9 protein-coding genes are annotated in these 15,000 nt (G+C 40.0%); 3 read left to right on the forward strand and 6 right to left on the reverse strand.

What is annotated here, in order from left to right; translation table 11 throughout:
- Positions 1-277 precede the first annotated feature (277 nt).
- From V7L20_RS15305 to V7L20_RS15330, 6 genes are all read right to left on the reverse strand, one after another.
- A complete protein-coding gene (locus V7L20_RS15305; protein WP_334744906.1) occupies positions 278-643 on the reverse strand; it encodes a Lin0512 family protein in 366 nt (121 codons plus the stop codon).
- 366 nt (positions 644-1,009) lie between these two features.
- Positions 1,010-2,818, reverse strand: coding sequence for a multicopper oxidase family protein (locus V7L20_RS15310; protein WP_334744907.1), 1,809 nt, complete (start codon positions 2,816-2,818; stop codon positions 1,010-1,012).
- Positions 2,819-3,332: 514 nt separating this feature from the next.
- The gene (locus V7L20_RS15315) at positions 3,333-4,706 is read right to left on the reverse strand and encodes a hypothetical protein (RefSeq protein WP_334744908.1); all 1,374 of its coding nucleotides are present in this window, start codon (positions 4,704-4,706) and stop codon (positions 3,333-3,335) included.
- Positions 4,706-5,080, reverse strand: coding sequence for a hypothetical protein (locus tag V7L20_RS15320; protein ID WP_334744909.1), 375 nt, complete (start codon positions 5,078-5,080; stop codon positions 4,706-4,708). Before V7L20_RS15320 ends, V7L20_RS15315 begins: the two co-directional genes overlap by 1 nt.
- A 3-nt stretch (positions 5,081-5,083) precedes the next feature.
- Positions 5,084-8,539, reverse strand: coding sequence for a CHAT domain-containing protein (locus V7L20_RS15325; protein ID WP_334744910.1), 3,456 nt, complete (start codon positions 8,537-8,539; stop codon positions 5,084-5,086).
- Between the two features lie 435 nt (positions 8,540-8,974).
- A complete protein-coding gene (locus V7L20_RS15330; protein WP_334744911.1) occupies positions 8,975-9,223 on the reverse strand; it encodes a hypothetical protein in 249 nt (82 codons plus the stop codon).
- Positions 9,224-9,399: 176 nt separating this feature from the next.
- Here V7L20_RS15330 and V7L20_RS15335 point away from each other — a divergent pair, with 176 nt between their 5' ends.
- The 3 genes from V7L20_RS15335 to V7L20_RS15345 all read left to right on the forward strand — a co-directional run bounded on the left by V7L20_RS15335 (position 9,400) and on the right by V7L20_RS15345 (position 14,927).
- The gene (locus V7L20_RS15335; protein ID WP_334744912.1) at positions 9,400-9,837 is read left to right on the forward strand and encodes a hypothetical protein; all 438 of its coding nucleotides are present in this window, start codon (positions 9,400-9,402) and stop codon (positions 9,835-9,837) included.
- Positions 9,838-10,134: 297 nt separating this feature from the next.
- On the forward strand, positions 10,135-13,017 hold the full coding sequence (ileS, locus tag V7L20_RS15340; protein WP_334744921.1) for an isoleucine--tRNA ligase: 2,883 nt from the start codon (positions 10,135-10,137) through the stop codon (positions 13,015-13,017).
- Positions 13,018-13,775: 758 nt separating this feature from the next.
- Entirely contained in the window at positions 13,776-14,927 is a 1,152-nt protein-coding gene (locus V7L20_RS15345; protein WP_334744913.1) for a histidine decarboxylase, read from the forward strand.
- Positions 14,928-15,000: the final 73 nt, after the last annotated feature.

A 15,000-nucleotide genomic window follows, 5' to 3' on the forward strand; every position in this document is an offset into this window, starting at 1 on the left:
ACACAGCTTTTGAATAAGTCAAAGGTCATTTTACTTGCGGAAAACACCAAAATCAGAAAGCAAACACAGCTTTTGAATAAGTCAAAGGTCATTTTGAGAAAGCATTTAGGTATTTTGAGAAAGTAAACAGGTATTTTTATAAAGCAATGAGGCTTTTTGATAAAGTAATCAGCAAATATACTTGACAATTAAAAATCGCGTCTGTATAAATGAAGTCGGCGGTCGAATAACTTAATAACTTTTCTATAGCTTTCTGTTTCTAGAGGAATTACCTCAGCTACTCATCTTCGATTAAAACTGTAACAGCAGCGATCGCAATCAACATTTCGTCATTTTTATCGTTGAGTTCAGGAATCGCCCGCCCTTGAACTACCATCCCGCCAGATTCTACGGTAAGGGTTTTTTTACCAAATGGTAGTACAGCAAGTACCTCTTCTTCCCTAACTTGTTCTGGGTATGGAACTGCTACTTGAACCTCTATAATCATTTCATTGGGATGACTCAAACCTGCAACTTCCCAAACACCGGGTAAGGCATTATGAGCGATCGCATTACGTACTGCCCTAGATGCTGCTACTGTCGGTTCTTGTCCATGCTGATCTATTCCCATCCCCATTTCGATAATCAAGCGTTTACGCGCCATTACTACCTCCAATAAATCCTGCACCTTTTACTTTATCTTTCTATTGCTATGCAATAGAGGAATTTTTGGATGAATGAAATACACCATTAAAGAAGTCAAGAATCCAATCTACACTTATCCTAAATCCTGACTTCTGACTAAGAAGGGGACAGACATTATACATAGGACAGGACTTAGGCAAAATCATGATAAAACGAACCGCAAAGGACGCATTCGCGCAGCGTCTCGTAGAGAAGAACACAAAGGAATAAGAGTTTCAGAGAGTTATTGCGTAAGTCCTGTAGGAATGAAAATGACGTAGGCACAATTTATGAATTGTGCCTGTTGAGGATTTCAGGTAACGCAAAGGATTACTGAATTGGTGTTCTACGGAGTTGCCACAACTTGAAAACGTCGCATCATATCGAAGTCTTCGTGTTCTAAAATGTGACAGTGCCAAAGATAATTCCCTGGTTTGTCGAAGGTGGCAATGATCCGAACAACTTCACCTGGGTAAACAACTACAGTGTCTTTCCAACCTTTCTCTGAAAGTGGTGGAGGCTCAGGATTTCCGATTAGACCAGCGCTTTGTAGAAATAGCTTAGTCTTACGAGGGTCTTTAATAACTGGGATTGCACTGCCAGCAAAATTTTGTCGATTTAGAATCAGGAAGGAAACCAAGTGCAAGTGAATTGGGTGTGGCTCCTGTGTCGTGTTGTATAATTCCCAAACTTCAGTTGTGCCAAGTTTTGGTTTCTCAGTAGTTGGTTCATCATAGCGGAATGAGCCATCAGCCAATGTACCTTGCTCTAAGAGCTTGCGACCATATTCATCCTTATTTTCAAAAAGAACCAGTTGCCGAGTTTGTCCAGTTTGAGCAGGAGGTGTAATCTTGTTAGGTATCAACCGTGTTGTCAGTGCATCATTTTCATTAGTATCGACTGTCGCATTTGGAATATTTGAAAGCGGTTGCTCGACCGCAATCTTGATTATTTGACCTGTAAGCTCCAAATCAGCTTTATCATCGAAGTTCCTAATGATGAACTCTTTTCCCGCATCGCCAGTGAAGTCAACAACTACATCAGCGCGTTCACCGGGAGCAAGAATTAAATTTTCCAGCGCCACTGGTTTTTCTAATAAACCTTGCTCAGTACCGATTTCGTAAAACTTTTCCTTTGAGTCGTTGAAATTCAGGTTATAGAAGCGTGAATTTGAACCGTTTGCCAAGCGTAAACGGTACTTTCTGGGTTCGACCGCCAACTTTGGCCAGGCCATGCCATTTACTAGGATGAAATTACCGTAGAAATTTGGCACTACACTTGGATATGAAGTATCTGGGTAATTTGAACCAGGTGGGTAATAAAGCTGACCCTTGGCTGTGAAATCTCGATCCTGAATGATCAGTTCTTTCTCGTAGTCACCACTAGGCAAAATGTTGCGATTGATTAGATTAATTTCGTTGTTATCCCTCAGCAAGTAGAAGCCTGTAAGACCAGCGTATACACTTAAACGATTGTTACTGAGAATGTGGTCGTGATACCAGAGTGTTGCTGCCCGCTCATTGTCATTTGCATAACTATAGTTCTTTTTAACCCAACTGGGTCCAGTTTGAGAAAAATCTTGGGTAAACCAAGCTTCGGAATATCCGTCGCTAGTCCACTCAGTATGACCACCATGCACATGCGTTACTGTAGGTACAAGCCCTTTGGAAAGAGCGTTTTCAACCGATTTTGAAATAATGCTTTTGTCTACTGGGAAAATATGTCCGGTTTTTGGTAGTTTGTTGTCCCACAGCACTTCAATCGGTACGTCTTTTCGTGTCACGAATGTGGAACCTGGGTAAGTAACAGCCTTTTGCCCTCTTAAGCCATACCCCCAAACTGTTGTATTCAAGCGTGCATCATCCTTTGTACCATATATGCGATCTGCACCAGGACTGCTATATAGTCCAAGCCATTGCTTAGTTTCTCCCATCTCTACATCGAAGTGACCACCCTTTGTAGCATCTATCCTCCCTAGAGACGGCAGCGAATTGATGAACTTCGGTTGAGTTCTTGGATCTAGCCGCGAATCAGCAGCCATAGTTAAACTCAATTTGGAAAAGATGATTCCAGCCAGTAGGGTTACAATAAAGACAAAGGGAAGATATAGTTTGAAGTTTCGCTTCCACTTACTCAGCAACGACTTGCTAATCATAATTAATCTACTCCTTCAAAAATTTTTATTGATAGTAAGCTTGTGGAGATCCAATTACAAAATGCTGTTTATGTCTAGTTTTTTACTAGGAATAATTTTCAGTGTACTTAAATAAAATTCCGTGAGTTACACCTAAAACATACATAACTTATTTAGAACTCAAAAAAAATGATTTATTTTTTGTAATAGTTGACTTTTTATTAGGGAATGTTCTTCTAATTAAACAAAATCTTTGGATCGGCAATAGGCGAAGCCAGAAAGGTATACTACTTTCTGTTGATTAACTCTCAACCTCCGCAAAATTCCTGATTAGTCCCTTGGTTGAAAGCCAAACGGTGTACACACAAAAGTCTTCTAAAGTTGCGCTACAGGCTTTTGATCCCCTCAACCCCCTTTAAAAAGGCAGGCAAAAAGCTCTTAAAGTTCCTTAATTTATCAGAGGATTACGGATCAAGTTTTGTAACTGTTCTGTTGTCATGTCTTTTATTTGCATAGTTTCTCCAAAGAATTTACTTTATTTACGTTTGGTAATCAGCCAACCTAAAGCGATAAATATCAAGGTAGCAATGATACTTAAAGTTAACGATGCGTAAAGGGGATGTTTTTCTATTAACGGGAGATTAATTTTATCAATATGTGTTGTGAATACGCCAGAAGCGATCGCACCACCACCAAAGCCTATGCCTAGTACTTGGATTTTGTTTTCTAGGGAGCGATCGCGCTCGGCTTGTCCCGTTTCTACTATACCTCGGATAGTATCAACAAATTGTCCAAACAATTCTTGACCTGGAGTCAGATAGTTAATATCTGTTTGTATTTGTTCTTGCCATTTCTTACAGTCTTTATTAATAAAATCTTGCCAGTATTTGAGGCTATTCCCGCTATCAATAGTTTGAATCTTCTCTAAACAAATTCTGTAATTAGTAATATTAGTAGTAATTGCTGTGTGGTGTGTTTGTAAATCTTGCAAGCATCTGATGTAATCAAAGTTTTTTTGGGGTATTTCTCCCATTAAGCTTTTTAAGCCAGATAGTTGTTGTGTTTTATTTTTAGATGTCAGGTTGTTAAATTCTTTAATTTTATTTTCTAAATCGCTGTAAATTTCTCTTGCTTCTCGGTAGCGTTGACGTGCTAGTTGATAAATGTAAAGTATTTTATGGTAGCTACATAGTAAATTTAGCAACCAGTCATAAGCTTTTACTGCAAGTGTTGCTGTTGCAGCTTGACTATTATTAATGAGTATTAAAATATGGCTTTGTTTGGCAGGATTATCTGGTTTATCTGCGTCAAGTGCTTGGTATTCAAATAAAAGACTACCAAACAGTTCTCCCTGTTGTGTTCGTACAGTATTTAAATTTGTGCCAGCTACTAAGGCTACGGCTAATTTTTCAGCTAGTGTATCACAGTTTTCACTTGGATCTACTTCTCCATAAATCAATAATGTTTGTCCTAAAGATGCTTGAATATGAGATGGTAGTAAGGAACTTGGTTTAAAATATTGCAGTTGTGGTATGTCTATGGGGATGTTTGGTAATTCTGGAAACAGAGTTAAATCAACTGCGTAGGTATCGTTAAGCAAAAAAGGCTGAAGATTAGCATTAATTTTAAAGCCTTCTGTTGTGGGGAGACTACCCAAATCTACGTCTTTTCCAGAAACACTTAACCATTCTGTTTTTCTTCCTTGTTCCCGCTTGGGGTTGTATTCACCATTTTGATAACAAATCAAATTCGAGCGTAAATCTTTCAACTCAACAAAATTTAGCGAAGTTTCACCCACTTTCACCAGATTTTCCCACAAGAGTTTAGCATCTGCCACAACTTCGCCGGGAAGTTCAGTTAGGGTGTGGCGGAGATGAAAAGCATAGAGACTAAGGCTGAAATTCTTCACTATTTTTTGTCGGGTTTAGTGTTTTCAGACAAAGGAGAATTGTTTTTTATGGCGTTATCTACAAGTTCCTTTGATGATTCACTAGGTTGATTGGCTGGAGTCTGTGATTTACTATTAGCTATGCCTATGTTTGTACTTACATTAATAGGTAATTTATCAGTGATTGATTCCAGGTTTTGCTTGTAAACTTCTAGAACTTGATTACGGGATTCTGATTGCAACCAATTTTCTATAATTTCTACAATTTCCTCATTGTCTTCTGGTAACTGACTCGATAGTTGCTGCAATTCATTCCAGTCTTGAGTCGGAATCAAATTTGATTGAGAGTCAAGCACTTGAATAAAAGCTTCGATGCTATTTCTAGAAATTGACATTTTCTAAACTCCTTTACCTATATTACAAAAAGCAGCCCAATAAAAAGGTGATTCAAACGGTTTGGTTAAGGCATTTTCATGATTAGCAGCAAAGTATTTATTTAAATATATCTTGCAACCCCAACTTAGTGACGAGTTAATCAGCCAATCTTGAAAGCCTTGGACTGTCGTATCCCTTAACCAACGTTGTGCTGTATTTAAAGCTAATACAATATTATTTTGCTGCTGTAGTTCTTCGTAAAATTTAATCATCAATAAAGCTGTAGCTGTAGCACTGACTGTCCAAAGGCTACTGACTACATTAGTGCTACCAGCTAACAAAAATCCACTGGGTAAACCAATGTATTCATCACTGGCGCTTGTGATGTCGGTAAAACCAGTTTCGCAAGCAGAGAGTGTGACTAGGCGACAGTTTTCTAGTTTGAAGTGAGTAATGATATCTGCTAAAGTCAGGTTTCCATCAGCTAACTGTAAACCAGAATCTTGAGGAGAAGCAAAGTTAAAGTATCCATGACAGAAGAAAAAAGCACAGTTAGCTTTGAGTAATTTTTCATGCAGTGTGACATTGTGAGGATTTTCATTAATACAGAGAATTGCTGATTTTTTGGCTTGGTCTTGCTTCAAAATCTGAGCATCGGTAAACTGTTTCTTAATGGCTGCAACTGCGCCTAAATCTTTTTCATAGCCTTGATATAAATCTTCTGTGGGGTTTTGGATGGCAAATAAAGATTCAAAATCAGGACGTTGACGCAGTTGTAGTTGTTGGAGAAGTTGACAACTGGGTGCATAGCCTACGCCGTTGGGGAACAAATCAATTAAGTATGATTCCTTAACAGGTAAAGCATGGAGAGGAAACAGGTGTAAGTAGCGATGAGGAATAAAGATTAATCTGTCGCATTGTTTGGGTATTTTGTCTAAAATTTCTTCAAAATGTATAATTTCTGCTAATTTTTTCAGGCGTTCTTCTAGCTGATTCTGCCATTGGATTTTATCTATGTCTTCCTGGTTGTAGTAGTCGCGTAGATATTCATTTATCCAATCGATTAATGCATTTAAGTCTTGTTGACTAGAATCCCAGATTATTGGTTTATCGTTGTCGCGCGTGATGATGAAAGCGCGAAAACAATTATTAAAAATGTACCATTCGATGATTGCAGTTTCCCTGTATAAGAGGTTTTGAATTTCTGAAAAGTGGATGCTTTTACCAACTAAAGGCAAATTTTCTAGGCTTGTTGATGTTGCTTTAGTTAACAGTTCTACTAAATTGCGGGTTTTGCTACGTTCAATATATTCTATTGCCTCGGTGTCTTTTGCCAATGCTAAGCAAACTTCCACCATTCTTATATAAAGTTGATTCCATCGTTCTGCTTGTTTGCGCTTAACTTCTTCGCCAGAAACAATTTCAACCCGCAAAGCTTCCACTGTTTCTATTGCTTTAATAAAGGTATTGTAAGCTGAGTTAAATTGTTCTTCGTCTTGGTATAACCTGCCAAGATTTAACAAAGTTTCTGCATGGTATTCAGGAAAGGCGTTGCGGGTATAAACTTCCAGTGCAGCAGAATAAGCTGCGATCGCTGATTCTATATTCTCGACTCGTTCTCCAAATATTCTGTTACCGTAAGCATTCCCCAGATTATTTTGCGTCATTGCCCAATTTACAGGAAAGGCGCTGCGGGTATAAACTTCCAGTGCAGCAGAATAAGCAGCGATCGCTAATTCAAGATTCTCGGCTCGGTCTCCGAATATTCTGTAACTGTAAGCAAACCCCAGATTATTCTGCGTCATTGCCCATTGTTCAGGAAAGGCGCTGCGGGTACAAATTTCCAGTGCAGAAGAGTAAGCAGCGATCGCTAATTCAATATTCTCGTCTCGTTTTCCTAATATTCTGTTACGGTACATCTCTCCCAGGCCAATTTGCATCATTGCCCATTGTTCAGGAAAGGCGGTGCGGGTATAAACTTCCAGTGCATCTGAATTAGCAGCGAACGCTAATTCAAGATTCTCAGCTCGGTCTCCGAATATTCTGTAACTGTAAGCCCCTCCCAGATTATTCTGCGTCATTGCCCATTGTTCAGGAAAGGCGCTGCGGGTTGTAACTTCCAGTGCAGCAGAATAAGCCTTGATTGCTAATTCAATCTTCTCGGCTTGGTCTCCGAATATTCTGTTACCGTAAGCATTACCCAGATTATTTTGCGTCATTGCCCATTGTTCAGGAAAGGCGCTGCGGGTTGTAACTTCCAGTGCAGCAGAAAAAGCCTTGATTGCTAATTCAATATTCTCGGCTCGTTCTCCTAATATTCTGTTACGGTAAGCAACTCCCAGATTAATTTGCGTCGTTGCCCAATCTTCAGGAAAGGCGCTGCGGGTTGTAACTTCCAGTGCCGCAGAGTAAGCAGCGATCGCTAATTCAATATTCTCAGATCGTTCTCCTAATATTCTTTCATCGTAAGCAACCCCCAGATTATTTTGCATCATTGCCCAATTAACAGGAAAGGCGCTGCGGGTATAAACTTCGAGTGCAGCAGAAAAAGCCTTGATCCCTAATTCAATATTCTCAGCTCGTTCTCCTAATATTTTTTTACGGTAAGCCCCTCCCAGATTATTTTGCGTCATTGCCCATTGTTCAGGAAAGGCGCTGCGGGTTATAACTTCGAGTGCAGCAGAAAAAGCCTTGATTGCTAATTCAATATTCTCGGCTCTTTCTCCTAATATTCTGTCACGGTAAGCAACCCCCAGATTATTTTGCGTCGTTGCCCATTGTTCAGGAAAGGCGCTGCGGGTGTAAACTTCGAGTGCAGCAGAAAAAGCCTTGATCCCTAATTCAATATTCTCGGCTCCTTCTCCGAATATTCTGTTACCGTAAGCAATCCCGAGATTATTTTGCATCATTGCCCAATCAACAGGAAAGGCGCTGCGGGTATATACAGTTAGGGCGATTTCGTCGCAAGCAATAGCAATTTCTATATTGTTGGCTTTGTTACCCAAGGGGAACTGATTAATCAGATTACTCAACATAACCATAACTACGGCGATGGATGTTGCTATATCTGGTTCCGCTTTTGCTAGGACATTTTTTGCCCAATGACGCAATAATTGAGTAAAAATATCATTAAGTTTATCGGTATTTGCTGCCAGCAATGGGTAAATAACTTCAGCATCGCCGTTGCTTTGTGCTGTTGCTTGCAGTGTTTCTATTAAAAATTGCCTGCAAGTCTCTATATCTTCTTGAGTGATGGGGGTAGTTTCCGGGGTAAGATATGTTGCTAGGTTTCTCAACCACTCGGCAGTATTTTCCTCTCCCTGCTGGGCAAAATACTCTGCTGCTGCTATAACAACCTGCACAAAGTCAGCATCTAGCAATTCTGTATTCGCTGCTAATATCTCTGGTTCTTCCCCGCTAGGGCAATTTAGCAGGGTTTGAATTAGCTGATTATAAGCTTGTAAACGCTGTTCGTTCATGAGCAGGTGTGAGTTAGACGCATCTTGATGAAGCTTCAACAGTATTATCCTCAATTTCTGAAAAATGAGGGGTAAAAAGTTTTAGATCCTCCTTAAAAAGGCTAAGGTGTACGCGCACGTTATTGAATTACCCCTCCTTAACCCTCCCCGTATGTATTGGGGAGGGAACAAAGCTCATGTTTCCCCCTTTCTAAGGCTACGGTGTATACGCAAGTCTGAAATAGTTTACTCATTTGGTTTTCGTGTCAGTTTTACCCCTCCCTAACCCTCCCCGTATGTATTGGGGAGGGAACAAGATTTCTTATTTCCCCCCTTTATAAGGGGGGATTAAGGGGGGTAATTCGACTAGTGTGTACAACGACCGTAGCTTATAAAGGGGAGGGAATTAGATGTTCTAGTTTCCCCTTTCTAATATTATTTTGGCGAACGCAATTGTTAATTTGGCGATCGCAATTGTTGATTCGGCGATCGCAATTGTTGATTCGGCATTCGCATTTGCTGATTTGGCGATCGCATTTGTTGATTCGGCGTTCGCAATTGTTGATTCGGCGAACGCAATTGTTGATTCGGCGAACGCAATTGTTGATTCGGCGATCGCAATTGTTGATTCGGCGTTCGCAATTGTTGAGTTGGCGAACGCAATTGTTGATTCGGCGATCGCAATTGCTGATTCGGCGCTCGCATTTGCTGATTGCACTTATTCTCAAACAACAAATCGATATGAAAAATGAGTAAAAATACAGACAAACTCGTAATTATTTCGTTGAAGCTTTAATGAAATAAATCCCCAAAACTACTCATTTCAGGCAAAAGGATACTCCACTATGTTGAAAAAGGAATTATTAAAAAAAGGATATCTCATGTCTTTAAGAACTCGTGGTTCTGCTGCTGTTGACAAAGCCCAACTTCGTCTCGCCTTGCTTAAATCCGTTGATGAAAATCTGGATTTAGGACATGGATTAACCATTGAAGCTTACAACCACCTTCTAAATACTACCCGTGCGACCTTAGAAGCTCATAACACGCTTGTGTCCAATCTTGAAGAATCGCGTAAAACAATAATCCAGATGGATAAAGCCCTCAGTGAAATGTCTGAACGAATGCTAAGTGGAGTTGCAACTATCTACGGCAGAAACAGTATACAGTATTCCAAGGCTGGCGGCTCTAATGGAAAAAGAAATAAACAATCTAGTTCAAAAGCTGCTCCAATTGTAGCGGTTCTTGCTAGTCAACCTGCTCAAGCTGCAATTGCGAATGCGTCAATTAACGGTAACGGCACAACTCCTTTGCTGCAATAATTCACTTCGTGCATAAATCTAGTCCTGTGTCAAGGTTAAATTTGTGCATTAAATGTAAGTTGGGTTTCCTTACGTCAACCCAACCTACCTTTAATCCATCTGAATTTTATAGTAGCGATGTCTACGACGGGCTACGCCTACGCCCTTGTGGAATCCTATCTTTTATTTGCAACTTTATTAACGAAAATTCAAGGTAGGCAAAGGTTTATCAAACTCGCTCTCAAAAAGCATATTTTGGTTTTTATGCCATCTTCTATAATTGATAAAACCTGCACACCTAATTCTAGGCATGAGACTGTGACCGAATCAGGAAGTTACAAAGATACTGTAAACCTACCCAAGACTAATTTTGATATGCGGGCAAATGCCATCAAGCGTGAGCCTGAAATCCAAAAATTCTGGGAAGAAAATAAAATTTATGATCGCCTCTTTGAAAATAACCCTGGCGAATTATTTATACTGCACGATGGGCCTCCCTACGCTAATGGCTCACTCCATATTGGTCATGCCTTAAATAAAATTCTCAAAGATATTATTAATCGCTACCAAATGTTACAAGGGCGTAAAGTTCGCTACGTTCCTGGTTGGGATTGTCACGGATTACCGATTGAGTTAAAAGTTTTGCAGAACATGAAGTCAGCAGAACGGCAAAACTTAACATCTTTACAACTGCGGCAGAAAGCGGAAGAATTTGCCTTAGCTACGGTAAACGACCAGCGCAATAATTTTAAACGCTACGGTATTTGGGGTGATTGGAACCACCCTTATCTAACTCTGAAGCCTGCTTATGAAGCGGCTCAAATTGGCGTGTTTGGTCAGATGTTCTTAAAAGGTTACATCTATCGCGGTTTAAAGCCGGTTCACTGGAGTCCCAGTTCTCATACCGCTTTGGCTGAAGCTGAGTTGGAATATCCTGAAGGTCACGTTTCCCGTAGTATCTATGCAGCTTTTCCAGTTACAAGTTTGGCGGAAACTGTAAAACCACTGTTGGCGGAATATCAGTCAGATTTAGGTGTGGCTATCTGGACGACTACACCTTGGACAATTCCAGGAAATTTGGCTGTGGCGGTAAATGCAGATTTAAATTATGCAGTGGTAGAAGTTTCCCACCCAGAGGGAGAAGCGCAGAGTAATTTCAAATACCTCATCGTTGCTGCTGATTTAGTGGAACGTTTATCTTCAACGTTGGGAGTTGAGTTAACTGTAAAAGCCACGTTCAAAGGGAATGACTTAGAACATACTACTTACCGTCATCCTCTATTTGACCGGGAAAGTCCGATTGTCGTCGGCGGTGATTACATCACTACTGAATCGGGTACTGGGTTGGTACATACTGCCCCCGGTCATGGTCAAGAAGATTACATTGTTGGTCAACGCTACGGTTTGCCCATCCTTGCACCAGTGGATGACAATGGCAACTTTACCGAAGAAGCGGGAGAATTTGCTGGGTTAAATGTTTTGGGTGATGGGAATCAGGCGGTGATTGATGCACTGGCTGCGGCTGGTTCTTTGTTGAAAGAAGAACCATACCCCCACAAGTACCCTTATGATTGGCGGACGAAGAAGCCAACAATTTTCCGCGCTACTGAACAATGGTTTGCTTCCGTGGAAGGATTTAGAGAAGAAGCCCTAGAGGCGATCGCAACTGTAAAATGGATTCCAGCCCAAGGTGAAAATCGGATCACGCCAATGGTGGCGGAACGTTCTGATTGGTGTATCTCTCGTCAACGTGTTTGGGGTGTACCGATTCCCGTTTTCTACGATGAAGCCACGGGGGAACCACTGCTTAATGAAGAAATTATCAACCATGTCCAAGGAATCATCGCAGAAAAAGGTTCCGATGCTTGGTGGGAACTTTCAGTTGAGGAACTATTACCAGAATCTTATCGTAATAATGGTAAGTCTTACCGCAGAGGTACAGACACAATGGATGTATGGTTTGATTCTGGCTCATCTTGGGCAGCTGTCGTCCAACAACGTCCAGAGTTACGTTACCCTGCTGATATATACTTGGAAGGTTCCGACCAACATCGCGGTTGGTTTCAATCTAGCTTGCTTACCAGCGTTGCAGTAAATGACATTGCGCCTTACAAAACTGTGCTAACTCACGGCTTCACCTTGGACGAACAAGGGCGAAAGATGAGTAAATCAGAAGGAAATGTGATCGATCCAAATACAATCATTGAAGGCGGGAAAAATCAAAAAGTAGAACCGCCCTACGGTGCAGATGTATTGCGATTGTGGGTGTCATCGGTTGACTATTCTGGTGATGTTCGTATTGGCAAAAACATCATTAAGCAAATGAATGATGTTAGAGGGAAGATTCGCAATACAGCGCGGTTTTTGTTGGGTAGCTTGGATGATTTTGACCCCCAAAAAGATGCAGTTCCCTTTGAGGAATTGCCAGAACTTGACCGTTATATGCTGCACCGCATCACCGAGGTGTTTGAGGAAGTAACCGTTGCCTTTGAAAGTTTCCAATTCTTCCGCTTTTTCCAAACAGTGCAGAATTTCTGCGTGGTGGATTTATCTAACTTTTATTTAGATGTAGCCAAAGATAGATTGTACATCAGTGCAAAGGATGCATTCCGCCGTCGCAGTTGTCAAACGGTGCTGAAGATAGCAATAGATAATTTAGCACGAGCGATCGCACCAGTGTTATCTCACACTGCCGAAGATATCTGGCAATATCTCCCTTACAAAACACCTTATAAATCAGTATTTGAAGCTGGTTGGGTACAAGTTGAGGAAAAATGGCGTAATCCAGATTTAGCGAAATTTTGGTCAGTGCTGCGACAACTTCGCACCGATGTTAATAAGGTGTTGGAACAAGCCAGGATTGAAAAAATGATTGGTTCTTCCCTGGAAGCCAAAGCTTTGATTCATATACCTGACAAACAATTAGGTGATGCTATCAAAGTCTTTAACCCTGTTAAGGGTAACGGGATTGACGAACTGCGGTATTTATTGCTGACTTCCCAAGTGGAATTATTAAATTCTGCTCAAGGGTTGCAAGGATTGAAATATACAGCGCAGACTGAAAACTGGGAAATTGGGGTAGTGAACGCAGACGGGCAAAAATGCGATCGCTGTTGGAACTACTCTACTCATGTGGGAGAATCAGCAGAACATCCCTTAATTTGCGAACGGTGTGTAGCAGCCTTAGCTGGAAAGTTCTAAAAGCAAAAATTTCACAGCGCTAGCAGACTAGAAATCGTTAACCTACAGATGGCTAAATGCACTTAGGGACTTTCAACAACAAATAAGTTACTACAACTTGTAGGGTGGGCATCTTGCCCGCCTTTGGCTATGAGCAGGAGAGACGCTTACGCCACAATAAGTAGTTGAGTATTTTTTTGGAAGCCCTTAACCGTCTTCCATCACTCTTAGAGAAAGCAATCGCTGTAAGGCTTACGAGACTCCACTTTCCAGGTTTTGTCCGCATTTTCTAATTTATATTAGAAAATAAAGCCTTCAACCTTAATTTAGTCATAGTTTCAGTTTTCTGCTTCGATTATAGTTTTTTGAGAGTGATAGAACAGCGCTAATACATATTTAATTAATAGAAATACCTTTTTGACTTGATGAAGTCTGCATAAGCGGACTTCGTTTGGATAGCCGAGTCAGTCCTATAAATTACGCAACAAGCACAACATTAAATATGTGATTAAATCAGGTTGCAGTCAGCGGTTGAAAAATATTTTATGTAATACGCATTATGGTTATTTCATACAGTGTAGAAGTTCTAAGTGTAATCTACTTTGAAAGAAAATAAATGCGTATTATTACTGAATATTTCTCAGTATTTTCACTGTATTATATTCATATTAACAAGCTTAAAGGAAAATTATTAAGAAAACATAAAGGTATGGATTAACACGTGTAATCTTAGTTTAAAACATCCATTAACTCAATCAAAATTTAAGAGATAGAGAGATATGTCAATTAAAATTGCTAAGGAATTGGCTGATTTTTTGCTGGAAATAGAACAGCGATCGCAGTTTCATGCAGGCTATCCATATAATTTGAGTTGTGATTATAGTGCGATCACGCAATTTTTTCAATATCTGTTAAATAATGCTGGAGATCCATACATAGAGCCAGATTTTGGTCTCCATTCTCGTAATTTTGAGCAAGAAGTATTATCTTTTTTCGCTAATTTATATAAGATTGCAGAAGATCAGTTTTGGGGTTATGTTACTGCTGGTGGAACTGAAGGTAATTTATATGGAATGTTTTTAGCAAGGGAAATCTACCCGAATGGGATTCTTTATTCATCACAAGATTCTCATTACTCAATTCCTAAAGCAGCTAAATTATTTCGCATCCAACATAGTGTTGTTAATTCGCAAATTAATGGAGAAATGGATTATGACCATTTTGAACAACTACTTAGCAAAAATCGTAGTTATCCAGCCATCATAAATTTAAATATTGGGACTACTGTCAAAGGTGCAATTGATAACTTAGACAAAGTTCTAGGAATTTTAGAGCGCAATCAGATTAAAGATTACTACATTCATTGTGATGCTGCACTTTCAGGATTAATATTACCGTTTTTAGATGGCGCTCCGCAAGTTAACTTTCAAAAACCCATAGATAGTATAGCTATTTCTGCTAAATTTATTGGTTCTCCCTTACCTTGTGGTGTAGTTTTAACTAAAAAGAAATGGGTAAAAAAAGTTGAAACAGAAATTGAATACATTGGTTCAACAGATACAACAATTCTAGGTTCCAGAAACGGCCACACTCCTTTAATTCTCTGGTATGCAGTGCAAACAAGAGGTTGTGATGGATTAGCTAAAGAAGCAAATACTTGTATTGATAATGCCCAATATCTTTTCCAACAACTTCAAATAAGAGAATATCCATGCATGTTAAATAAATTTTCTAATACAGTAGTGTTTCAAAAACCTTCTCAAAAGTTAATTAAAAAGTGGCAGTTAGCAGTTTTTGAAAATTGGGCACACATTGTAGTCATGCAGAATATTAATCGCAAGAAAATCGATATTTTTATCAATGAACTTTTGCAAGAAGAAGGGTTACTTGATAACGCCGAGGATTTCCAGCTACAGCCAGTAAGCTGTTAAGCATTTCATTTGCACATTGAGGCCGCAGGAGGGCAGGGGGCAGTTCTTGCTGGGAGCGGGGAGTAAGGGAGAA

The sequence above is a fragment of the Nostoc sp. genome, from assembly GCF_036916735.1.
GTDB lineage: Bacteria > Cyanobacteriota > Cyanobacteriia > Cyanobacteriales > Nostocaceae > Nostoc.